This window comes from Diaminobutyricibacter sp. McL0608 (assembly GCF_039613825.1).
In the GTDB taxonomy this organism is placed as follows: Bacteria; Actinomycetota; Actinomycetes; order Actinomycetales; family Microbacteriaceae; genus Diaminobutyricibacter.
Genome location: NZ_CP154826.1, coordinates 4,141,937 through 4,164,175 on the forward strand (window position 1 = coordinate 4,141,937; position 22,239 = coordinate 4,164,175).

Consider the following 22,239-nt stretch of genomic DNA (forward strand, 5'->3'; position numbering starts at 1 on the left):
GTGGGGTATGACTGAACTGGCTGCCTCCGAGGCAGGAGACAACACCTCTGTCGACAGCCCGAGCGGATTCACCCTCTGGGCAGTGCTGCGTCGCGACCCCGTCCGGCCCGACGACCTCGACGGCACCGATGTCCCGCGTGCCGTGCAGGAGCTCGACGGCGTCATCGCCGACATCGAACTCGAGGGCGTCATCACACGCGGGCTGTACGACGTCTCCGGCCTCCGTGCCGACGCCGACGTCATGATCTGGCTCCACGGACCCGACGCGCAGGGGCTGCAGTGGGCCCTCCGCCAACTGCGGCGCACCCGGCTCCTGAAGGCACTCCTCCCTACCTGGAACGCGATGGGCGTGCACCGTGACGCCGAGTTCAACAGAGCCCACGTCCCCGGCTTCCTCCGTGGCGTCGAGCCGAAGGAATGGCTGACCGTCTACCCGTTCGTGCGCAGCTACGACTGGTATCTGCTCCCCGAGGAGGAACGCAGCCGGATGCTCTCGGAGCACGGCCGCAAGGGCGCCGCGTTCCGCACTGTCATCGCCAACACCGTCGCATCGTTCGCGCTCGGCGACTACGAGTGGATCCTTCCGCTCGAGTCCGACCAGCTCGTCGACCTCGTCGACCTCATGCGCGACCTGCGCCAGACCGACGCCCGTCGCCATGTGCGCGAAGAGGTGCCCTTCTTCACCGGGCGACGGATCACCGCGGCCGAACTCGTGGAGGTCCTGCAGTGACGGAAGCGCTGACGCGCGTTCTCGGTGCGACGGATGCGGCGGCCGCCGGACCTGCGCACGTCACCGAACCGGTCGCGTACGACGCGATCCTCCTCGCCGGTTTCGGCGGGCCCGAGGGCCAGGACGACGTGATCCCGTTCCTGCGCAACGTCACCCGGGGTCGCGGCATCCCCGAGGAACGACTCGAAGAGGTTGCCCACCACTACCGCCATTTCGGCGGGGTGAGCCCGATCAACGACCAGAATCGTGAGCTCAAGGCGGCCCTCGAAGCCGAGCTCGCATCCCGCGGCATCGACCTTCCCGTGCTCTGGGGCAACCGCAACTGGGACCCGTACCTGCGCGACGCGCTCACCGAGGCGAACGAGCGTGGCTACACCAAGGTGATCGCGATAGCCACGAGCGCGTACTCCTCGTATTCGAGTTGCCGCCAGTACCGTGAGGACTTCGCGCTCGCGCTGGAGGAGACGGGCCTCGAAGGCACCGTTCAGATCGACAAGGTGCGCCAGTTCTTCGACCACCCCGGTTTCGTCACGCCGTTCATCGAAGGCGTGCGCCGTGCTCTCGACGAAGTGCAGGAACGCCTGCCCGGTGTCGATCCGGCGACCGAGGTCGAACTCCTCTTCACGACCCACAGCATCCCCTCTGTCGACGCCGCGAAGTCGGGTCCGTCCGACCGCGACTTCGGCGAAGGCGGTGCCTACGCTGCGCAGCACCTGGCGGTCGCCGAGGTGGTCGCGCACGAGGCCGGCGCCGGTCAGGTCCCGTGGCGTCTCGTCTACCAGTCGCGCAGCGGCCCCCCGAGCATGCCGTGGCTGGCGCCGGACATCAACGACGCCATCGACGAACTGCCGGCCGCAGGCATCCGCGCGGTGATCATCGTTCCGATCGGATTCGTGAGCGACCACATGGAGGTGCTCTGGGATCTCGACAACGAGGCCATGGAGACCTCCGAGCGCAACGGGCTGGTCGCCGTGCGCGTGCCCACCCCCGGAACCCATCACGCCTACGTCGCCGGACTCGTCGACCTCGTTCTCGAGCGCCGTGACGGCGTCCCTGTCGAGGACCGGCCGGCGATGACCTCGCTCGGCCCGTGGTACGACGTCTGCCGCCCCGGCTGCTGCGAGAACGCGAGACTCGGTTTCAAGCCGGCCGCTGCGGGGGTTGCGCCGTGAGTGCCGCATCCGCTCCCCGCATCCTCCGCGTCGGAACGCGGGGGAGTGCGCTGGCCGTCGCCCAGACGACCGTCGTCGCGAACGCGATCGCGAAGGCGACCGGACAGGATGTCGAACTCGTCACGGTGACCACCCACGGCGACACATCCCGCGAGTCGCTGGCGTCACTCGGGGGCACGGGCGTGTTCGCGAGCGCCCTACGGGACGCCCTGCTCGCATCCGAATGCGACCTGATCGTGCACTCGCTGAAAGACCTGCCGACGGGAGCGCATCCGGGTCTGGTCATCGGGGCGACGCCCAGGCGGGCGGACGCACGCGACGCGCTGTGCGCGCGCGACGGGCTGACCCTGGAGACGCTCCCCGTGGGCGCACGGGTCGGCACCGGCTCGCCCCGGCGAGTGGCCCAGCTGCTCTCGCGCCGGCCTGACCTGCAGGTCGTCGACCTGCGAGGGAACGTCGACACACGCCTCGGTCGGGTCGTCGACGGCGACCTCGACGCGGTCGTGCTGGCGGCGGCGGGACTCGAACGCCTCGGCCGCGGTGACGCGATCACCGAATACTTCTCGCTGTCGGATGCGCCTACCGCGCCCGGCCAGGGAGCTCTCGCCATCGAGGTGCGCAGCGGGGACGAACGTGGCTCGGGAGCCCTCGCCAAAGCTCTCGCAGTCGTCAACCACGTGACCACACACGCAAGCGTCACCGCCGAACGTGCCGTGCTCGCCGGTCTCGAAGCCGGATGCGCGGCCCCGATCGGTGCGCACGCCCAGGTGGACGACGGCCTGTTCTTCCTCACGGCGACCGTCTACCGGCCCGACGGGACGGAACAGCTCAGCAGCTCGCACGCGGCGACGCCCGACGGTATGAACGCACGCGACCTCGATGTCGCGGCGCAGGACGTCGCCGCGCGGGTCGTCGCCGAGCTCCTCGACCTCGGTGCCGCGGACCTCGCGCCCGTCGGGGGTGCGCGATGAACGCATCGTCCGGATCCCGATCCGGATCCGCATCCGGTTCCGCGTCCGCTTCCGCCAAGCCGCTCGCCGGCTGGCGTGTACTCGTCCCGCGCGGCGGACCCTGGGGTGACGCTGTCGCGGCCGACCTGCGCTCCAAGGGTGCGTCGCCCATCGTCGCGGCGATGATCAACTTCGCACCGACCGCCGACGCCCCCACCCTGGATGCGGCGCTCACCGCGCTCGCGGCCGGCGAGTTCGACTGGATGACGGTCACCAGCGCGACCACAGTGGATGTGCTGAGCGCGCAGAGAGCCGTCGTGCCGCTGACCACCAAAGTCGCAGCCGTCGGTGAGACCACGGCTGCCGCACTGACCGCCGCAGGGTATCGCGTCGACCTCGTGCCGTCGGAGGACAACTCCGCCCGCGGGCTCCTCGCCGAATGGGAGGCCGCGACACAAGGGGTGGTGCCGCTGCGCATCCTGACCCTGCGATCGGAGATCGCGAAGCCCCTCCTCACCGAAGGGCTGCGCCGGATCGGCCACTCCGTGCAGTCGGTCGTCGCCTATCGGACGATCGGCGTGCCGGTGCCTGAGAACGTGGTCGCAGATGTGGCCGCCGGAGCGGTGCAGGCCATCCTCGTCACGAGCGGTTCGGTGGCGGAACAGGTTCAGCTGCAGCTCGGGCCCATCCCGGAGCAGACGCTCGTCGCCGCGATCGGACCCCAGACGGCGCGGGATGCCCGCGACTTCGGCCTCCGCGTCGACCTGATCGCCGAGGAGCGGACCGCCGCATCCCTGATCGACGCCGTCGCCGGCGTCGCGCGCGCCCGCGCTTGACGCCGGTGCGCGCTTGACGCGCGCCTCCTTACCCCGAACATGTCGCCTCCCGCGCATCCCGCCGTCGCCGACGTTCCCGCGCATCCCGCCGTCGCCTCATCCCGCCGGCTCCGTCGCCGACATGACAGTAGATGTCGTGCGTGCCTGAGCCGGGACGACATCTACTGCCAAGTCGTCGTTCCTCGGGGCTCGGCGCGGCTTGCAGCGCAGGTCAGTTGGCCCGGACTGCTGGTTTGAGGGCGCCGGGAGAGCATTGTGGGCCAAGTGAGCGCGCGGGTACAGGCTGGGAGCGCGCGCAGGATGCGGTGCCGCCGCCCGCGTAGGCTTGACCGGTGAGCGAATTCACGCATCCTGTCGTCCGTCCGCGCCGCCTGCGGCAGTCCCCGGCCATGCGCCGCCTGACTGCTGAGACCCGCATCCACCCCTCTGAGCTGATCCTCCCGCTCTTCGTGCGCGAAGGCACTCCGGAGCCGCTGCCGCTGCAGTCGATGCCCGGTGTGATGCAGCACAGCCTCGACTCGCTCCGGCGCGCGGCGGCCGAGGCAGCAGGGGCCGGCGTCGGCGGCGTGATGCTGTTCGGCGTACCGGTGACGCGTGACGCGATCGGGTCGGCGGCGACTGATCCCGACGGCATCCTGAACGTCGCAACCCGTGCCGTGGTCGCCGAAGTCGGCGACGCACTGGTCGTCCAGACCGATCTCTGCCTCGACGAGTTCACCGATCACGGGCATTGTGGCGTCCTCGACTCTCGGGGCGCCGTCGACAACGACGCGACACTCGAGCGGTATCGCGACATGGCGGTCGTGCAGGCTGAAGCCGGCTCTGTCGTGCTCGGTCTCAGCGGAATGATGGACGGCCAGGTGGCCGCCGTACGGGATGCGCTCGACCAAGCCGGCCACATCGACACCGCCATCCTCGCTTACGCGGCGAAATACGCTTCGAGCTTCTACGGTCCGTTCCGCGAGGCCGTGGACTCCCAGCTGAAGGGCGACCGACGCAGCTACCAGCAAGACCCGGCGAACCGCCGTGAGGGTCTGCGCGAAGCCCGACTCGACCTCGAAGAGGGCGCCGACATCCTGATGGTGAAGCCTGCGATGAGCTATCTCGACGTGCTCTCCGATGTCGCGGCCTTCAGCGATGTGCCGGTCTGGGCCTATCAGGTCTCCGGCGAGTATTCGATGATCGAGGCGGCCGCCGCGAACGGCTGGATCGACCGGCGACGCGCGATCGAGGAGTCGATCACCGGCATCCGGCGAGCGGGAGCGGATGCGGTGCTCACCTACTGGGCGACGGAGGCGTCACGGTGGCTGCGATGAGCGCGGGCATTCCGGATGCGGCGGCGGGCGGCGCGGGCACGGCGGCCGACGGTGAAGCACTGGCCGACGGGGCGGCGCTCGGCGACGTGAACCTCGTCGAGTTCGAGCGGGCGCGGAAGGTCATCCCCGGGGGCGTGAACTCTCCGGTGCGTGCCTTCCGTTCCGTCGGTGGCACGCCGCGGTTCATGGTGTCGGCGAGTGGCCCGTACATCACCGATGTGGACGGCCGCGAATATGTGGACCTCGTCGCGTCGTGGGGTCCTGCGATTCTCGGGCACGCCCATCCATCGGTCGTCTCGGCTGTTCAGGAGGCCGCAGCGCGCGGGCTGTCGTTCGGCGCATCCACGCCGGCCGAGACCGCGCTCGCCGAGGCTGTGCGGTTGCGCGTCCCGATCGTGGACAAGCTGCGGCTCGTGTCGACCGGCACCGAGGCGACGATGACGGCGATCCGTCTCGCCCGCGGATTCACCGGGCGCCCACTGCTGATCAAGTTCGCCGGGCATTACCACGGGCACTCCGACGGGCTGCTCGCAGAAGCAGGTTCGGGCCTCGCAACGCTCGCCATGCCCGGTTCGGCCGGCGTCACTGAGGCGACGGCAGCGCAGACCCTCGTGCTCCCGTACAACGATCTGCCCGCGGTACGGGCAGCTTTCGAACAGCACGGACCCGACATCGCCGCGGTGATCACCGAGGCGGCCGCAGCGAACATGGGCGTCGTTCCACCCGATCCGGGCTTCAACGCCGCCCTCGTCGACCTCGCCCATGAGTTCGGCGCACTGGTCATCCTCGATGAGGTGCTCACAGGCTTCCGCGTGGGGCCGGCAGGCTTCTGGGGACTCGACCGCTCGTACACGCCCGACCTCCTCACCTTCGGCAAGGTCATCGGTGGCGGGATGCCGCTGGCAGCACTCGGTGGACGCGCCGAGATCATGGACTACCTCGCGCCCAACGGCCCGGTCTACCAGGCGGGAACACTGTCGGGCAATCCGGTCGCAGTCGCGGCAGGCCTCGCAACGCTCGCTGCCGCCGACGACACCGTGTATGCACGGCTCGACGCGACGGCCGCGATCATCTCGAATGCGGTATCGGATGCTCTGACCAGCGCCGGCGTGGCCCATCGCGTGCAGCGGGCGGGAAACCTGTTCAGCTTCGTGTTCGGCTCGTTCGAGACAGCACCCCGGACCTACGCCGAGGTCCAGCAGCAGGAGGCGTGGCGGTACCGCCCCTTCTTCCACGCGATGCTCGACGCGGGGGTCTCACTGCCCCCGAGCGTGTTCGAGGCCTGGTTCGTCACGGCCGCGCACGACGATGCCGCCATCGCGCGCATCCTCTCCGCGTTGCCCGCAGCCGCCGCAGCAGCCGCCGCCGCACGCCCCGAGTAGCGGCGAAAACGACTAAGCGGTCGCGGAGAACTACAGGTCGGGGTCGGCGGATGCGCGCTCGACAGTCTCGACGAACGTGTACGTGGCCTCGTGCGGCCAGCCGTCAGCATCCACCAGGGCGTACACGTCGAAGGCGAGTTGTCCGCCCCCGCCGGCAGCCCGGCGGAGTGTGCGCGGGGGAGTGTCGCTCGTTCCGCGCACGACCACGGTCTGAGGCGTGGCGTCGCGCCGGAGCAGCCGCGCCGAGAACGTGATGTGCCGTGCCACAGGTGTCCTTTCGTCCATCCCATTCTGTCGTGCCTGCCGGTGAGGCCCGCACCCACGCAGAAAGGCCGGGCGTACAGGAACAGTCCGTGTACGCCCGGCCTCAGGTGTGCGCGAGCAGCGCGAGTCCGCTCGCTATCGTATGATCGCTCCGCCCGCGCGTCGGCGCGACAGCGCGTCCACCGTGGCGGCGAGGATCAGCACGCCACCGGTAACGAGGAAGTTCACGCCGCCGGGGAGGTTCAGCAGACCGAGGCCGTTGGTGATGACCGCGATCACGAGGGCACCGATGGCGGCGTGGATGAGGCGGCCGCGTCCACCGAAGAGGCTGACGCCACCGACGACCGCAGCAGCGACGCCGCTCAGGACGATGTCGCGTCCGAAGGCCGCATCCACCGACCCGACCTTGCTCGCACTGAACAGGCCGGAGACGACGGCGAGCGTCGAACACACGACGAACGCCGCCCACTTGATGCCGACGACCTTGATACCGGCACGGCGTGCGGCCTCAGGGTTGCCGCCGACCGCGTACAGGTACCGGCCGAACCGCGTGCGGTCGAGGATGAACGTTCCGATCCAGAGGATCGCGAGCACGATCGGCACCACGATCGGCACGCCGGACACCGCAAGGAAGCCGGTTCCGCGGTTCTGGTTGAGCAGCGCGATGACCAATCCGCCGATGACGGCGATGACGCCCAGCCGGATCCAGAGCAGGGCGATCGTGCGGCTCGGGACGCCTGCACGTGCGCGCCGGCGACGGTCGATGAAAGCTTGCGCCGCCGTGATGATCAGGATGACCACGAGCATGACCCAGCCGGCCCACGGCGGCATGTTGCTGTTCTGGATCGCCAGGATCTCCGGCTGCTGGATGCGGTACAGTCCGCCGTCGCCGATGATGATCAGCTGGAGACCCTGGAGTCCGAGGAACAGACCCAAGGTGACCACGAACGATGGAACCCCGACTTTCGCGACGAAGAATCCGATGAACAGACCGATCACGACACCGGAGAGCAGCGCCACGATGAGTGCGAGGATCCAGTTCATGTTCAGTCCGCCCGGATCGGACAGGACCACGAAGAGCGACATCGCGACGCCGGAGGTCACACCCGCCGACAGGTCGATCTCGCCGAGGAGGATGACGAACACGAGGGCCATCGCCAGCATGACGAGGGTGGCTGCCTGGGTGAGCAGGTTCGCGAAGTTGCGCTCCGTGAGGAAGTAGGGGCTGAGGGCGGCGAACAGGATGCTGAGCACCACGAATCCGGCGATCGCCGGCAGCGCCCCCATGTCGCCATTGCGCACGCGCTGGAGATACGCCACCGCCTGGTCGCGGACGGTTCCGTCCTGCCCGCTGCCGATGAGGTCCGGGGTGACCGTCTCGGGTGCGGGGATCTCGGATTTCTCGGTGACGCTCATGCTGTCGCTCCTGTGTAGGTCTTGCTTCCAGTGATGTAGCCGACGACATCGTCGCTGTTCGTCTGGGAGGTCTCCACCTCGGCGACCATCTGGCCGAGGTAGAGCACGCTGATGAAGTCGGCGACCTGGAAGACGTCGACGAGGTTGTGGCTGATCATGAGCACCCCTACGCCGCGTTCCGCGAGCCGCTTCACCAGGGAGAGCACCTGTTCGGTCTGGGCGACGCCGAGCGCCGCGGTCGGCTCGTCGAGAATGACGACCTTGGCCGACTTCAGCACCGAGCGGGCGATCGCGACGGTCTGGCGTTGCCCGCCGGAGAGGGAGGCGACTTTCTGGCGCACCGATTTCACTGTTCGGACGGACAGCGACCGGAGGGTTTCCGCCGCTTCGCGCTCCATCTTGCCCTCGTCGAACGTGCCGAGTTCGGTCTCCTCGCGGCCGAGGAACATGTTCTGCACGATGTCGAGGTTGTCGCAGAGCGCGAGGTCCTGGTAGACGACCTCGATGCCGAGGTGCGACGCCTCGCGCGGGTTGTGGAGGGCGACGACCTCGCCTTCGAACTTCACTACTCCTTCGTCATAGGGTTGCACGCCGGCCAGGCCCTTGATCAGGGTCGACTTGCCGGCGCCATTGTCCCCGACGAGTGCGGTGATCTTGCCCGGGTAGACCTTCAGCGACACGCCTTTGAGGACGCTCACCGGGCCAAAGCTTTTCTTGACGTCAGTCATTTCGATGATTGGCGAGTCCATTTGCGTTCCTTTGTTCGGGGCGACTGTGTCCCAATTGCCTGCTCAACGAAGAGTCTGCCACCGCTGCCGAAGGAAGAAAGCTCCGCGCCGGGTTCATTCTGAACCTGACGCGGAGCCTTCAGTGGGATCGACAGTCCGCTAGCGGGCTCTCATTTCCTTATTGCTATTTGACGCCGTACTTCGTGCAGGCTGCTGCGACCTCTGCGGTGCAGATGTCCGATGCCTTCGCGTCGCCCGCGGTGACGACCTGCTCCACCTTGTCAGGGGTGATGTTGATCGGCGTGACAGCGATGAACGGCTTGCCGTACAGCTGCTGCGACGTAGCCGGCTTGTTGCCCTTGAGGAGCTGGATGGCGAGCTTGGAAGCCGCGTCGGCCTCGAGCTTGAACGGCTTGTACACCGTCGCGGCCTGCTTTCCGAGCAGCACGTTCTGGAGACCGGCGGTCGAAGCGTCCTGTCCGGAGACGGGAACCTTCAGGCCGTTCTTGTCCAGAATCGTGATGACGCCGGCAGCGTTGGTGTCGTTGGCGACCCAGACTGCGTCGACCTTGCCGCCCAGGCTGGTGAGAGCCTGTTCGAAGTTGGTCGCCGACTTCTGGCCGTCCCAGACACCGGTCGGCTCTGCAGCCGGCTTGATCCCTGCGGCGCTCATGACAGCGACAGCGCCATCGTGGAACAGCTTGGCGTTGCCGTCAGTCGGGTCTCCGCCCATGTAGACGACCTTCGCCGTTGCAGGGTCCTTGTTCTCGGCCTTGAGGCCATCGACGATGGCCTGGCCCTCGAGGGCTCCGACCTTCGTGTTGTCGAACGAGACGTAGTAGTCGGCCAGCATCGACGGAGCGCTTGCGGTGCCGGTGGTGATCGGGCGGTCGTACGCGATGACCGGAATGCCCTGCTTCTGGGCCTTCTGGGTCACTGCGACGGCTGCGCCGTTGTAGTCGACGAGGATCATGACACCGCAGCCCTTGGTGAGCTGCTGGTCCGCGATGGTCGCGTACTTGTTCGGGTCGCCCTGGGCGTTCTGGATGTCGGCGGTGAAGCCGGCGTCGGTGAACGCCTTGTCGAGGGCGGGGCGGTCACCGTTCTCCCAACGGGGCGAGGACGCCGAGTCGGGGAGGATGACACAAGCTCGGCTTGCTGTGGTCGAGGTGGAGCCTGATCCGCTTCCGTTGCCGGTGCAACCGCTCAACAGCAGTGCTGTTGCGGCAGCGGCCACCGTGATGGGGATCCATGAAGATTTCTTCACGTCGTTCCCTTTCTTCTTCTTCTCTGAAGGAGGACACTCCTCGATGGCCACGCTCGGCTGTGAGCGATGGCTTCTAAAGTTTGGGCCAAATTGGTGACATTGGCAACATACTTGCGCGTAACGGTTCGGTAACCCTGTCGGGCTGATGTTCGTGACCGGGCAGACTAGGACCATGGCCGATTTGCATGTTCACCCTGACCGACTGGAGATCCGCCTCACCACCGCTGAGAAAGCGCTTGCATTCCGGCGGGTCGACCTCGTGATCCCGCGGGACAGCATCCGGTCCGTGGCGATCACCGACGACCCGTGGATCTGGATCAGAGGCGTGCGTTCTCCGGGTGCTGCCGTGCCGCTGACGCTCGCAGTCGGGACGTGGAAGTTCCACGGGGGCAAGGATTTCCTGCTGCTGAAGGGCAAGCAGCGCGCCGCCGTCGTGCTCGATCTCGAGGGCGAGGAGTACGCGCGTGTCATCGTGTCCACGCCGCACGCCGCGAAACTGATCGAAGCGCTCCGGGTCGTCGACGACGCGAGCCGCCAGCCCGGCGGCGAACGCATCGAATAGCGCTACGCGACCCTCACGCCAGCATCAAGAACACAAGCCCTGCGAGCGGCAGCACGCCCTGGATGAGCGCGGCGCGCACGTAGGTGCGTCCGGTGGTCAGTAGCACGACGGCGGCGAGCACCATGCAGGTCGCGCTGAAGAACACGAGTCCGAAGCCGACGTCGCGCAGCGTCGTCCAGTAGAGGACGAGGCCGACCGCGGCGCCCCCGGCGAGGAACAGGTTGTAGAAGCCCTGGTTGTACGCCATCGGACGGACCACATCCGCATCGCGCTGCGACGCGACGCCGAACCTGCGCCACACCTTCGGCGACGACCAGGTCACGCTCTCCATCCCGAAGATCCCGAGGTGGACGACCGCTGCGGCCGCGATCAGGATCGATCCGATGATGGCCATGGTGTGAGCATACGCTCGGCGGTTAGGCTTCCCCGATGAGGCGGAGGTCACGATGAAACTGATCGAAACCGACTGCGTCATCGCCGGCGGCGGCCCGGCCGGTGTGATGCTCGGGCTGATCCTCGCACGCAACGGCATCGATGTCGTCGTGCTCGAGAAGCACGGTGACTTCTTCCGCGACTTCCGCGGCGACACCATCCACCCGTCAACGATCGGCCTGCTGGGCGAGCTCGGCCTCCGCGACGGTTTCCTGCAGTTGCCGCACAATCGCATCCGCACCCTGGACGCCGTCATCGACGGCAACCGACTGCATCCCATCGATTTCGGGCGTCTCCGGCCGCCCGACGACTTTCTCGTGCTGGCGCCGCAGTGGGATTTCCTGAACTTCCTCGCGAAGGAGGGGGAGCGCTATGAGCGCTTCCACCTGCTGATGAACACGGGGGCGACGGATGTGATCGTCGAGGGCGGCGCGGTCCGCGGGATCATCGCATCCGATGCAGACGACGAACTGGAGATCCGGGGCACGCTGACGGTCGCCGCGGACGGCCGCGATTCGGCCGTGCGGGCGGCCGCCGGGTTGCGGCCGACAGAATTCGGTGTCCCGATCGACGTGCTCTGGTTCCGTCTGCCGAAACCGGATGCAGTCCCGCCGACCACGCTCGCCTACCTGGACGAGACCGGAATGGTGCTCACGATCGACCGCGGCGACTACTACCAGAGCGGGATGGTGATCCGGAAAGGCGACTTCGCCGAGCTTCAGGCGGCCGGACTCGAGGCGTTCGGCAAGGCGGTCGCCCACCCTGCGCCGTTCCTCGCGCCGGTCGTCGGCTCGATCACGTCATGGGACCAGGTGAAGCTGCTCTCGGTGCAGGTCAACCGTCTGGAGACGTGGCACCGGCCGGGCCTTCTCTGCATCGGCGACGCGGCCCACGCGATGTCGCCGGTCTTCGGCGTGGGAGTGAACTACGCGATCCAGGATGCGGTGGCCACGGCGAACCTCCTGGCGGCCGGGCTGCGCGCGGGGGCGGTTCCGGATGCGGCGCTCGCCGCGGTGCAGGATCGCCGGCTGCCCCCGGTGAGGCGGATGCAGAGCATCCAGTTGCGCGTGCACCGGGTGGTCGCGCAGTCGGGCGGTCGCGCCATCCTCCCGAACCCGATGCCGGCGCCTTTGCGCTGGTTGCTGCGCCTGGCGATGCCGCTCGTGCAGCTGTTCACCGCGCGGATGATCGGGCGCGGCTTCCGCCCGGAGCACCTCGACCCGTCCCTCCGCTGATTCGCGTCGCGGAGCGGCATGCCCGGCGAGCACAGGAAAAAGCAGGCCTTGCCGCCCTGATAGCGTGCTTTTTCCTGTGCTCGGCGGCTACGAGAGCAGGATGAGGACGAACCCAAGGAGTGGGAGGACACCCTGAACGAGGGCGGGGCGCAGGTAGCCGCGGCCGGTGGTGACCAGGACGATGGCGGCGGCGACCATGCTGCCGGTGGTGAACAGGATGAGCGCGAGGCCCGAGGCGTGCATCCCGATCCCATAGAAGATCAGGCCGAGGACGGCTCCGATCGCGAGGAACAGGTTGTAGAAGCCCTGGTTGTAGGCGAGCGGCCGGGTGGTGTTCGCGGCCTCCTGGCTCGCCACCCCGAAGCGCTTCCAGATCGTCGGTCGCGTCCAGCTGATGCTCTCCATGATGAAGATGCCGACGTGGAGCGCGGCGGCGAGGGTCACGAACACGGTCGCAAGGATGATCATGCGCTCATGCTATTGCCGGCGAGCACAGGAAAAGGCGGCTTGAAGTCGCATGATGAGCGGCCTTTTCCTGTGCTCGCGGATGCGGGCGGGCGGGGGCGGGTGCGCGGATGGGGGCGTGCGGATGGGCGCTGCGCGGACGCGCAGGTCAGGCCCGCACGTCGACGACGGTGCGTCCGCGGACACGCCCGGCGAGGATCTCGGCCGACATGGGCACGGCGTCGGCGAGGGGGATCGACGTGGTCATCCCGGCGAGCAGCTCCGGGTCGAGGTCGGTCGCCAGCCGTGCCCAGGCCGTCTCGCGCTGGGCGAGCGGCGCATCCACCGAGTTGATGCCGACGAGGGTGACGGCGCGCAGGATGAACGGCATCACCGTCGCAGGCAGGTCGCCACCCTGCGCCAGTCCGCACGCGGCGACGGTTCCGCCGTAGACCGTCTGGGCGAGTGCGTTCGCGAGGGTGTGGCTGCCGACCGCGTCGACGACGCCGCTCCAGCGCTGGCTCTGCAGCGGTTTGCCGGGGTCGCTGAGTTCGGCGCGGTCGATGATCGACGTGGCGCCCAGTCGCTCGAGATACGCGGATTCCTCCGCCACACGCCCCGTCGAAGCTGTAACCGGGTAACCCAGTTTCGCGAGGATTGCTACGGCGACCGACCCGACCCCGCCTGCCGCGCCGGTGACGAGGATGCTCAACCCAGCATCCCGTGTCGACTCGGGTGTGACGCCGTTCCGTTCGAGCGCCAGCACGGCGAGCATCGACGTGAACCCTGCCGTGCCGATCGCTGCCGCCTGCTCGCTCGTGAGCGCATCCGGAACCCGCACCAGCGCGCCACCGTCCACGCGCGCCCGCTCGGCGAGGCCCCCGTGATGGCGCTCGCCGATGCCCGAGCCGTTGAGGACGATGCGGTCTCCGGGCGACCAGCGGGGATCATCCGACGCTTCGACTGTACCGACCAGGTCGATACCGGGGATGAGCGGCGAGATGCGGGCGACGCCCGGCTTCCCGGCGATCGCGAGTCCGTCCTTGAAATTCAGTCCCGAATACTCGACAGCGATGGTCACCGCACCCGGCATGAGCAGAGCGTCGGTCAGACGTCGAACCTCAGCAGTGTGGGCGAGAATGCGCCCCGCCTCGGTGTCCTGTTCGATGACGATCGCGCGGAACTCGGTCATGGGTTTTACGATACGCGCGCTGGAGCTGAGAGGATCGCACTGCGATCCCGCGACGCCAGCGCCGAGGCAGCTGCGCTGCCGAGGATGACCCCAGCGCGCAATTCTCAACTGATATCGCGGCGCCAGCTCACGAAGTACCCCGCGATCACGAAGATCGCGGCGTAGGCGGCGAGCACGAGCCCGCCCTGCCACCACTCGAGTGCCGCCGCGGTCGCTGCGGCCGGCGACGAGATCGTGAACACACTGGCGCCGACGAGCGCATCGCTGGCGGCACCGGGCAGGAATTTGCCGATGTTCGCCGTGACCTCCGAGAACGATGTCGCCAGGCGCAGAAGCGGCTCGACGAATTGGGTGAAGGCCAGCACGATCACAATGGTCGCGACCTGGTTGGGCACCAGCGTGCCGAGCCCGACCCCGATGAGGGCCCAGAGGGCCATCGCGAGAATGGAACGCCCGATCTGCGCCCAGATCGCGGAGTCGCCGAGAGCGGTGTCGACCCCCACGATGGAGAGCGCGAGCGCGCCGATGCCGACCGCAGCGACCAGCGCGACGACTCCGTAGACCGCACCGACGATGAAGGTGGAGGTGACCTTCGCCCCGAGGACCTGCCCGCGCCGGGGGTTGGCGAGGAAGGTCGGCGTCAGCGTCTGGTGACGGTATTCGCCTGTCGTCGCCAGTGCGCCGAGCAGCACGGGGAACACGTAGCCGACCGAGGTCGCGAAACTGTAGACGACGGGGGCCAGGTTGTGGAAGATCGCAGCCGCCGCGCCTTCGTTGCCGCCGTTGCCCCGGGTGATCTTGCCTGTCGAGATCAGCCCGAACAGCGTGGCCAGGCCTCCCGAGATCAGCCCGATGTAGAGGAACAGCACGATCGCGAGCAGCCACCACATGCGGGTCGTGCCGATCTTCGTGAATTCCGAGCGCACACCGGCGATGAAGGCGTTCACAGCGAGCCTCCTTCGCCGACGAGTGAGAGGAACGATTCTTCGAGTCCCGATCGATGCCGATGCAGGGAGCTCAGCTCGATGCCGGCGACGAACGCCACGTGTCCCACCTGGGCGGGTTCCGCATCCTCGACGAGCACGCCGCTGCGCAGCTCCGAGACGGTGAAACCGGATGCGCGGAGCGCGCCGATGAGTGCCGGCCGGTCGGGGGACTCGACGATCGTCTGCGGACCGCCCGCCGGGTCGAGGCTGGCGAGCGTCCCGCGATGCACGAGCTCGCCCTTGGCGATGATGATGACTTCGTCGACGCTCTGCTGCACCTCGGAGAGCAGGTGCGAGCTGATCAGGATCGTTCGGCCTTCGTTGGCGAGCTCGCGCAGGAAGAGCCTGATCCATTTGATGCCCTCAGGGTCGAGGCCGTTGACCGGCTCGTCGAGCACCAGCACCCCCGGGTCGCCCATGAGCGCGAACGCGAGGCCGAGCCGCTGCCGCATGCCGAGCGAGTATCCGCCGACGCGCCGGTCGGCGTAGTCGCTCAGCCCCACTTTCTGCAGCGCGGTGCCGACCGTCGCCGGGTCGAGGCGGGCCGCCTGGGCGTACACACGCAGGTGATTGCGTGCGGTCCGTCCCGGGTGGAAGCTCGCTGCCTCGAGTGCCGCTCCGACGGACGTCAAGGGTGATTCGAGGTGCGCATACGGCACGCCGCCGAACGTCGCTGTGCCTGTCGTCGGGGTGATCAGGCCGAGCAGCATGCGCAGCGTCGTCGTCTTGCCCGCGCCGTTCGGTCCGAGGAACCCGGTGACCCGACCGGGCTCCACCGTGAAACTCAAGTCGTTGACGGCCGCGATGGGGCCGAAGTGTTTGGTCAGGCCGGAAATCTCGATCGGTACGCCGGTCGGCAACGTGAACCCCTCTCGGTTCGGGCGCGCCCGCTCAGTTCAGGATGCGGGTGCTCGCCGCCAGCGTACCGCCTGAGTACAGCGATTCCGCGGCATCGGCCAGCGCGGTGAGTGCGACGCGCTGCGACCATGGTCCGTACGAGATTCGGGCGACACCGAGCCGTTCGAGTTCGGCGGGCGGAAGGGACCCCGGATGCCCGATCACGCTGACCTTGCGCTCGCCGATTCCGGCGACCAGGCGCGCGACGGTCTCGGCATCGAGCCGCCCGGGGACGAAGACGCACGTCGCGCCCTGGTCGAGGAAGGCTCGGCCGCGTTCGATCGCGTCTGCGACGTTCTCGTCGACGCTGCGCGCGGTGCCGCGCAGGAACGCGTCCGTTCGCGCATTCAGTGCGAAAGGTACGCCCTCGGCGTCGGATGCGCGCACGACCGCCGCCACCGCGGCGACGGACTCGTCGAGGGGCTTCAGCTGATCTTCGAGGTTCATTCCGACGACGCCGACCCCGATCGCGCGCCGCGCGGTCTCGCCGGCATCGCCGTAGCCGGCTTCGAGATCAGCAGTGACGGGAAGCTCCGTGTCGGCGACGATGCGCGAAACCGCTTCGAGCATGAGGTCGAGCGGGATGTGCTCGCCGTCCTCATAGCCGTACATCGCGGCGATGGAGTGGCTGGCGGTCGCGAGCGCACGCGTCCCGGGAAGCCCGGCGATCACGCGTGCGGAGGCGACATCCCAGACGTTGACCAGCTGCAGCAGCGCGGCGTCGTCGTGCAGGCGGCGCAGCTCGGCGCCCTTCTCCTGGATGTTCATGGATCGAGCCTAGGCGGAGGCATACGATGAGCGCATGCCGCAGACGTCGGTAGGCAAGACCAGGACGCGAATCATTCGCTCCCGGTCGCCGCACGTCGTCGCCGATAATCTCTTCTTCATCTTCGGTGGTGTCTCGGCGGTCTGGCTCGCCGTCATCGTCCTGACCGAGAGTTTCCGATGGGGCTGGTTCCTCATCCTCTTCTTCCTGCTGTTCTGGGTGATGCTCGCCTACCTGGTGCTGCCGCGGCTTCACCGCATCCTGACCTCGATCTACGTGCCCGACTACTTCATCGGGCGCACGCGCACCAGCGATGGCCTGCTGGGCGACCCGATCAACCTCGCGCTGATCGGGTCGGACGCGCAGGTGGATGCTGCGATGCGCCGGGCGAACTGGATCCGCGCCGACGATGTCACCCTCGCGAGCAGCCGCCGCATCATCGCGTCGACCCTGCTCCGTCGCAGCTATGACGAGGCGCCGGTGAGCCCGCTCTTCCTGTTCGGTCACCAGCAGGACCTCGCGTACCAGCAGGAGGTGGAGGGCAACCCGGCGAAACGTCACCATGTGCGGTTCTGGCGCACACCCGACGGCTGGTTGCTGCCGGGAGGGCGCAGCGTTGAGTGGCTGGCGGCGGGCACGTTCGACCGCGCGGTCGGCTTCTCGCTCTTCACGTTGCAGATCACGCACAAGATCGACGCCAACACCGACGTCGAGCGCGACCACATCGTCTCGTCGCTCACGGCTCGGGATGCGCCCGTCGAGGTCGAGCTCCTGCGCGATTTCTCGACGGGCTACCACGCACGCAACGGCGGCGGCGACACCATCGAGACCGACGGCGACCTGCCCGTGATCGACGTGCGACACGTCATCGCCGGCAAGGAATCGATCGATGTCGCACGGGAGGTCGCGGCGGCGCGGCTGGCACGTGTGCAGGCGCGACCCATCCCGACCACCCTCGGCTTCCTGCTGATGCTGCTCCGGGTCGTCGCAGGGCTCGTGTTCATCGGCCTCACCGTCGTCGACTTCCGCGGCTTCCTGCAGGCCGAAGTCTTCTCACAGACCCCGTCGCTCACGCCCGAGGACCAGGCCACGGCGACCTGGATCGTCGCGATCTTCCTCGCGGCGGTCGGGATATGGCTACTGCTCTACCTGTGGATGGCGATCCTCGTCTACCGGGGTAGCGATCGCGCGCGCATCATCGCGATGAGTCTCAGCAGTCTCGCGATCATCCTCTCCGCCATCGACTTCTTCAACGGTGGCGCGCAGTTCACCCTGCAGAACAACATCCTCGGGTTGCCGCTCGACATCCTGGTCGTGCTCGCACTGTCGAGTCAGCGCGCGCGGATGTGGGCGCGCCGGGTGCGCAGCAAGCCGGCTCGCGAGCCCGTCAGTTCAACGGTTTCTTCGGCCCCGACGACTTGAGCGCGGACTCCTCGGCGTCGAGGAAAGCGAGCACCGACCGCACGGCCAGCTCCTGGTAGCGGCCTTCCGAGCGGGCGTCGAGCACCGCCGAGCGCTCGGCCTTGATCATCGAACGCCGCAGCCGCATGTAGGCGTACTGCGCGTCCTCGCCGCCCTCGACCGGGGTCGGGTTCTCGAGAGCATCCGCGAGGAACACCGCGTTGATGCGCAGGCGTTCGACCACGCGCTCATCCTCGTCGCCGGTCACCTCCTGCTCGAGCTTCGCGAGCCCTGCGGTCTGCGCCTCGGCGAGCAGGCGCTGCATCTCTCCGGACTCCTGCCGGAAGTCGGGCGGCGGCAGCTTCAGACGTCGGATGACCCAGGGGAGCGCCAGCCCTTCGAGAAGAGTGCCGACGACCACGATGAAGGCGAGGAACTGCAGGAACTCGCGGTCGGGTGTCTGCGGCGGAAGCAGGAACACAGCGGCAAGGGTCACCACGCCGCGGATGCCCGCGAACGACACCGCGATACTCGTCGCCCAGTTCCACCCCCGTTCCCGCAACCGCTGTGGGCCGTACTTGTACAGCGTGGTCGTCAGCACCATCCAGATGAGGCGGGCGAGGAAGAGGGCGAACAGCACCACGACACTCGCGGCGATCGTCCGCCCCACGGTGATTCCGGAATTGAAGGCGCCGGTGGCGATACCGGCGAGCTCCAGTCCGATGAAGAGGAAGACGGCGTTCTCGAGAAGGAAGGAGATCGTGCGCCAGTTGATCGTCTCGGCGATCCGCGCCTCCGCGGTCTGGATCGTCGGCGACCGAAAGCCGAGGTAGAGTCCGGCGACGACGACCGCGAGGATCCCCGAACCGTGCAGGAACTGCGCCGGAATGAAGGCGAGGTACGGCGTGATCAGTCCGAGTGACGTGTCCAGGACCGGCGCTCGCAGCTGCTTGCGGATGTTCGCCAGCACGTAGCCGACGAGCAGACCGACAGCCACGCCCACGACGACGGCCAGGACGAAGTCCGTTGCGATCGCGAGCGGATTCACGACGCTGACGATGGCGGCGATGGTCGCGTTGAGCGCCACCAGGGCGGTGGCGTCGTTCAGCAGGCTCTCGCCTTCGAGCACGGTGACGAGACGTCGGGGCAGGTGCAGGCGGCCGGCGATCGCGGTCACGGCGACCGTGTCCGTGGGCGCGACCACCGCCCCGAAGGCGAACGCTGCCGCGACGGTCAGAGTCGGGACGACCAGCCAGGTGGCGAACCCGACGACGACGACCGTGAACACGACGAGGCCGACCGAAAGCAGGAGGATGCCGTCGCGGCGGGCCCGGACATCCACGAACGACGTCTGGATGGCTGCCGCGAAGAGCAGCGGAGGGAGCAACCCGTAGAGGATGAGCTCCGGCTGGATCTGAACCTGCGGCACGCCGGGAATGAAGGAGACGACCGCGCCGACCGCGACCAGTACGACGGGCGCAGACCATCCCACCCGTCGCGAAACCCCGGTGACCGTCACGGTCACCAGCACGAACGACACGATCCAGACGATGGTTGCGACCGGATCCATGCTGCCCATGATGGCCGCAACGCGCGCCGCGCGCCATTGCTTCCGCCGGAAAGCGCCCGGCATTCCGCCCACAGCGATCAGGCGGGTGCGGGTGCGATCAGGTCAGGCGGTCACCGGATGCGCGGTGCAGCGGGCCGTGCCGGCATGCGTTTCGCACACCACGAGCTGTTCGCGACACGACAGGTCGGCACAGTTCTGCATCCGCTTCGTCGCCTCGCCGCACACGACGCAGTGGCCGAGCACAGCCGTGTGGTCGCTGAAGTCGACCGAGCCGCGCTTGTCGAAGACGTAGAGCGAGCCCTCCCACAGGCCGTCATCGCCGAACGTCTCGCCGTACCGGACGATGCCGCCGTCGAGCTGGTACACCTCACCGAATCCGCGGGACTTCATCAGCCCGGACAGCACCTCGCAGCGGATGCCGCCAGTGCAGTAGGTGACCACCGTCTTGTCTTTGAGGTGGTCGTATTTGCCGCTGTCGAGCTCGGCCACGAATTCGCGGGTCGTCGAGACGTCCGGAACCACCGCATCCCTGAACCGCCCGATCTGCGCCTCGAAACGGTTGCGGCCGTCGAAGAAGACGACGTCGTCGCGGTCGGCGACGAGCGCTTCGATCTCGCGCGGCTGCAGTTTCGTCGCACCGCCGACCACACCGTGCTCGTCGACGACCAGTTCACCAGGCGCTCCGAAGCTCACGATCTCATCGCGCACCTTCACGACGAGCTTCGGGAAGTCGACGCTCCGGCCTTCGTCGTCGAGCCCGGTGCCTTCGCTCCACTTGACGTCGAGGTTCTTGAACGCGGGGTAGTCCTTCGTCTTGCGCAGGTAGCGCTTGACCGCCGCGAGATCGCCGCCGAGAGTGCCGTTCATTCCGTCAGCGGAGATCAGGATGCGCCCGCGCAGACCCAGCGACTCGCACAGGTCGCGCTGCCACAGCCGGATCGCGTCAGGGTCGGCGATCGGCGTGAAGACGTAGTAGAGCAGGATCTTCGGAACGGACACCGCACCATGGTAGGCGCAGGCGACTGAGAAGACTCTCAGCGCCCATTCTCACGGTGGAGAGCGAACGCACAGGATGCCACGATGTGATGGAGGCAGACGTCGCCGGATGCTGGAAGAATGTTTTCATCGCACCGCTGGAAATGTAAGGAGAGGGATGCCATGAGCACGCTCGTCATCATCCCTACCTACAACGAGCGCGAGAACGTGGCGTCGATCGTCGGGCGGGTCAGGACCTCCACCCCCGACGTTTTCGTACTCGTCGTCGACGACTCCTCACCGGATGGCACAGGCGACATCGCGGATGCGCTGGCGGCAGCGGACGACCACGTTCTGGTCCTGCACCGAGCCGGCAAAGAAGGGCTTGGCGCGGCCTACCGCGAAGGCATGCGCTGGGGTCTCGACGCGGGCTACGACCGCATCGTCGAAATGGATGCGGACGGCTCGCACCGCCCGGAAGAGCTGCACCGTCTGCTCGAGGCGAGCGAATCGGCGGATGTGGTGCTCGGCTCGCGCTGGGTCCCCGGAGGCGGTGTGGAGAACTGGCCGGCGAGCCGGCAGTTCCTTTCGCGCGGGGGCAGCATGTACTCGCGCATCCTGCTGGGTGTTCCGGTCAGGGACGTGACCGGCGGCTACCGGGCGTTCACGGCGGCGGCGCTCGAGCGCATCCACTTCGAGGACGTCGAAAGCCAGGGCTACTGCTTCCAGATCGATATGCTCCGACGGGCATTCGACGCGGGCCTGCGCATCGTCGAGGTTCCGATCACGTTCGTCGAGCGGGAGCACGGCGCCTCGAAGATGACGACAGGCATCGTCGTCGAGGCGATGGTCCGTGTCACCGGGTGGGGGATCACCGGACTTCCGCGCCGGTTCCGGCGACGTCCCGAACCGGCAGACCCCGTCGAGACGACCGTCGGGCTGTAGCGGCTCGCGTCCGCGTTGTGCGCTCGCGCACGCTGCCGGCTCGCGCGCGTCTGTGGGCGCGCGCACTAGTTCTGTCCCGGCGCACTAAGTAGACGTAGTGCGCCGGGACGAAGCTAGTGCGGCGAGCGTCCTCGGGCGCGGGATCAGATGTCGCCGGAGGTGGCGATCGGCACGAGAACGGCGCGCGCCAGCGAGTGGAAATGCGCGTTGAAGCCCAGGATCGCCGGGGTCGAAGACGGGTCGAGGTCGAGACGGTCGACATCGAGCGCGTGCACGACGGTGTTGTAGTGGTGCGTGCCCGTCCCGGGCGGAGGCCCTGCACCCGTGAAGCTCTTGCCGCCCATCTCGTTCGAAAGCATCGCGGCGCCGGCCGGGAGCGCGGCCCCGCCTGCAGCTCCCGCGCCCGCGGCGAGCGAGGTCACCGACGCCGGGATGTTGTAGACGGCCCAATGCCAGAAACCGGAGCCGGTCGGCGCATCCGGGTCGTGGATGGTGACGGCGAAACTCTTCGTCTCGGGCGGGAACCCGCTCCAGGAGAGTTGTGGCGACACGTCGCCTCCGCCCCCTCCGGCGCCCCACTGGGCGCGGTCGAGAGGCGTGTCGTCGGCGACGTCATCGCTCGTCAGGGTGAACAGGGGCACCACGCCGAAGCGTGCGAACGGGTCTTCAACGGTCATGGTCGCAACGCTACGCGCGGGGCTCCGCTCCGTCCAGAATGCTTCCGTTACGCACAGGTTCTGAACGGGTGCCCGTGTTGCAACGTGTGCACGCGT

At 67.9% G+C, this 22,239-nt stretch carries 23 protein-coding genes; 10 read left to right on the forward strand and 13 right to left on the reverse strand.

The window, feature by feature from the left end; all coding sequences use genetic code 11:
* The first annotated feature begins 7 nt into the window (after nucleotides 1-7).
* From hemQ to hemL, 6 genes are all read left to right on the forward strand, one after another.
* Nucleotides 8-730, forward strand: coding sequence for a hydrogen peroxide-dependent heme synthase (gene hemQ, locus AAYO93_RS19890; protein ID WP_345762931.1), 723 nt, complete (start codon nucleotides 8-10; stop codon nucleotides 728-730).
* The gene (locus tag AAYO93_RS19895; protein ID WP_345762932.1) at nucleotides 727-1,902 is read left to right on the forward strand and encodes a ferrochelatase; all 1,176 of its coding nucleotides are present in this window, start codon (nucleotides 727-729) and stop codon (nucleotides 1,900-1,902) included. The genes hemQ and AAYO93_RS19895 overlap by 4 nt, the downstream gene beginning before the upstream one ends.
* Nucleotides 1,899-2,873 carry a hydroxymethylbilane synthase gene (gene hemC, locus AAYO93_RS19900; RefSeq protein ID WP_345762933.1) on the forward strand — a complete coding sequence of 325 codons (975 nt, stop codon included), beginning with the start codon at nucleotides 1,899-1,901 and terminating at the stop codon, nucleotides 2,871-2,873. The genes AAYO93_RS19895 and hemC overlap by 4 nt, the downstream gene beginning before the upstream one ends.
* Nucleotides 2,870-3,688, forward strand: a complete 819-nt coding sequence (locus AAYO93_RS19905) for a uroporphyrinogen-III synthase (RefSeq protein ID WP_345762934.1) — start codon at nucleotides 2,870-2,872, stop codon at nucleotides 3,686-3,688. Before hemC ends, AAYO93_RS19905 begins: the two co-directional genes overlap by 4 nt.
* A gap of 389 nt (nucleotides 3,689-4,077) precedes the next feature.
* Nucleotides 4,078-5,004: a porphobilinogen synthase gene (gene hemB / locus AAYO93_RS19910; RefSeq protein ID WP_345764923.1), complete on the forward strand. Its 927-nt coding sequence runs from the start codon at nucleotides 4,078-4,080 to the stop codon at nucleotides 5,002-5,004.
* Entirely contained in the window at nucleotides 5,001-6,386 is a 1,386-nt protein-coding gene (gene hemL / locus AAYO93_RS19915; RefSeq protein ID WP_345762935.1) for a glutamate-1-semialdehyde 2,1-aminomutase, read from the forward strand. The genes hemB and hemL overlap by 4 nt, the downstream gene beginning before the upstream one ends.
* 30 nt (nucleotides 6,387-6,416) lie before the next feature.
* Here hemL and AAYO93_RS19920 read toward each other — a convergent pair whose 3' ends face one another.
* The 4 genes from AAYO93_RS19920 to AAYO93_RS19935 form a co-directional block, all read right to left on the reverse strand.
* Complete coding sequence (locus AAYO93_RS19920) at nucleotides 6,417-6,653, reverse strand: hypothetical protein (protein ID WP_345762936.1); 237 nt, start codon at nucleotides 6,651-6,653, stop codon at nucleotides 6,417-6,419.
* A gap of 132 nt (nucleotides 6,654-6,785) precedes the next feature.
* Nucleotides 6,786-8,066 carry a sugar ABC transporter permease gene (locus AAYO93_RS19925; RefSeq protein ID WP_345762937.1) on the reverse strand — a complete coding sequence of 427 codons (1,281 nt, stop codon included), beginning with the start codon at nucleotides 8,064-8,066 and terminating at the stop codon, nucleotides 6,786-6,788.
* On the reverse strand, nucleotides 8,063-8,794 hold the full coding sequence (locus tag AAYO93_RS19930) for an ATP-binding cassette domain-containing protein (protein WP_345762938.1): 732 nt from the start codon (nucleotides 8,792-8,794) through the stop codon (nucleotides 8,063-8,065). Before AAYO93_RS19930 ends, AAYO93_RS19925 begins: the two co-directional genes overlap by 4 nt.
* Before the next feature lie 184 nt (nucleotides 8,795-8,978).
* Nucleotides 8,979-10,061, reverse strand: a complete 1,083-nt coding sequence (locus tag AAYO93_RS19935; protein WP_345762939.1) for a sugar ABC transporter substrate-binding protein — start codon at nucleotides 10,059-10,061, stop codon at nucleotides 8,979-8,981.
* 172 nt (nucleotides 10,062-10,233) lie between these two features.
* Between AAYO93_RS19935 and AAYO93_RS19940 the strand changes: the two genes are divergently transcribed.
* Nucleotides 10,234-10,623 carry a hypothetical protein gene (locus AAYO93_RS19940; RefSeq protein ID WP_345762940.1) on the forward strand — a complete coding sequence of 130 codons (390 nt, stop codon included), beginning with the start codon at nucleotides 10,234-10,236 and terminating at the stop codon, nucleotides 10,621-10,623.
* Between the two features lie 13 nt (nucleotides 10,624-10,636).
* Here AAYO93_RS19940 and AAYO93_RS19945 read toward each other — a convergent pair whose 3' ends face one another.
* A complete protein-coding gene (locus tag AAYO93_RS19945; protein WP_345762941.1) occupies nucleotides 10,637-11,017 on the reverse strand; it encodes a DUF1304 domain-containing protein in 381 nt (126 codons plus the stop codon).
* Nucleotides 11,018-11,069: 52 nt separating this feature from the next.
* Here AAYO93_RS19945 and AAYO93_RS19950 point away from each other — a divergent pair, with 52 nt between their 5' ends.
* Nucleotides 11,070-12,290: an FAD-dependent oxidoreductase gene (locus AAYO93_RS19950; RefSeq protein WP_345762942.1), complete on the forward strand. Its 1,221-nt coding sequence runs from the start codon at nucleotides 11,070-11,072 to the stop codon at nucleotides 12,288-12,290.
* A gap of 87 nt (nucleotides 12,291-12,377) precedes the next feature.
* On the opposite strand, the gene AAYO93_RS19955 is transcribed toward AAYO93_RS19950, so the two are convergent.
* The 5 genes from AAYO93_RS19955 to AAYO93_RS19975 all read right to left on the reverse strand — a co-directional run bounded on the left by AAYO93_RS19955 (nucleotide 12,378) and on the right by AAYO93_RS19975 (nucleotide 16,577).
* Complete coding sequence (locus AAYO93_RS19955) at nucleotides 12,378-12,758, reverse strand: DUF1304 domain-containing protein (RefSeq protein WP_345762943.1); 381 nt, start codon at nucleotides 12,756-12,758, stop codon at nucleotides 12,378-12,380.
* Between the two features lie 145 nt (nucleotides 12,759-12,903).
* On the reverse strand, nucleotides 12,904-13,926 hold the full coding sequence (locus AAYO93_RS19960) for an MDR family oxidoreductase (protein ID WP_345762944.1): 1,023 nt from the start codon (nucleotides 13,924-13,926) through the stop codon (nucleotides 12,904-12,906).
* Nucleotides 13,927-14,030: 104 nt separating this feature from the next.
* On the reverse strand, nucleotides 14,031-14,873 hold the full coding sequence (locus AAYO93_RS19965) for an ABC transporter permease (protein ID WP_345762945.1): 843 nt from the start codon (nucleotides 14,871-14,873) through the stop codon (nucleotides 14,031-14,033).
* A complete protein-coding gene (locus tag AAYO93_RS19970; protein WP_345762946.1) occupies nucleotides 14,870-15,772 on the reverse strand; it encodes an ABC transporter ATP-binding protein in 903 nt (300 codons plus the stop codon). The genes AAYO93_RS19965 and AAYO93_RS19970 overlap by 4 nt, the downstream gene beginning before the upstream one ends.
* A 31-nt stretch (nucleotides 15,773-15,803) precedes the next feature.
* Nucleotides 15,804-16,577: an isocitrate lyase/PEP mutase family protein gene (locus AAYO93_RS19975; RefSeq protein ID WP_345762947.1), complete on the reverse strand. Its 774-nt coding sequence runs from the start codon at nucleotides 16,575-16,577 to the stop codon at nucleotides 15,804-15,806.
* A 34-nt stretch (nucleotides 16,578-16,611) separates the two neighbouring features.
* On the opposite strand from AAYO93_RS19975, the gene AAYO93_RS19980 reads away from it, so the two are divergent.
* On the forward strand, nucleotides 16,612-17,997 hold the full coding sequence (locus tag AAYO93_RS19980) for an LssY C-terminal domain-containing protein (protein ID WP_345762948.1): 1,386 nt from the start codon (nucleotides 16,612-16,614) through the stop codon (nucleotides 17,995-17,997).
* On the opposite strand, the gene AAYO93_RS19985 is transcribed toward AAYO93_RS19980, so the two are convergent.
* Nucleotides 17,963-19,546 carry a Na+/H+ antiporter gene (locus AAYO93_RS19985; RefSeq protein WP_345762949.1) on the reverse strand — a complete coding sequence of 528 codons (1,584 nt, stop codon included), beginning with the start codon at nucleotides 19,544-19,546 and terminating at the stop codon, nucleotides 17,963-17,965. The genes AAYO93_RS19980 and AAYO93_RS19985 overlap by 35 nt on opposite strands.
* A 102-nt stretch (nucleotides 19,547-19,648) precedes the next feature.
* Entirely contained in the window at nucleotides 19,649-20,545 is an 897-nt protein-coding gene (locus AAYO93_RS19990) for a rhodanese-related sulfurtransferase (protein ID WP_345762950.1), read from the reverse strand.
* A gap of 159 nt (nucleotides 20,546-20,704) precedes the next feature.
* Here AAYO93_RS19990 and AAYO93_RS19995 point away from each other — a divergent pair, with 159 nt between their 5' ends.
* The gene (locus AAYO93_RS19995) at nucleotides 20,705-21,466 is read left to right on the forward strand and encodes a polyprenol monophosphomannose synthase (RefSeq protein WP_345762951.1); all 762 of its coding nucleotides are present in this window, start codon (nucleotides 20,705-20,707) and stop codon (nucleotides 21,464-21,466) included.
* A gap of 143 nt (nucleotides 21,467-21,609) precedes the next feature.
* Here the strand turns inward: AAYO93_RS19995 and AAYO93_RS20000 are convergent, their stop codons facing one another.
* Nucleotides 21,610-22,143 carry a YbhB/YbcL family Raf kinase inhibitor-like protein gene (locus AAYO93_RS20000; RefSeq protein ID WP_345762952.1) on the reverse strand — a complete coding sequence of 178 codons (534 nt, stop codon included), beginning with the start codon at nucleotides 22,141-22,143 and terminating at the stop codon, nucleotides 21,610-21,612.
* Nucleotides 22,144-22,239: the final 96 nt, after the last annotated feature.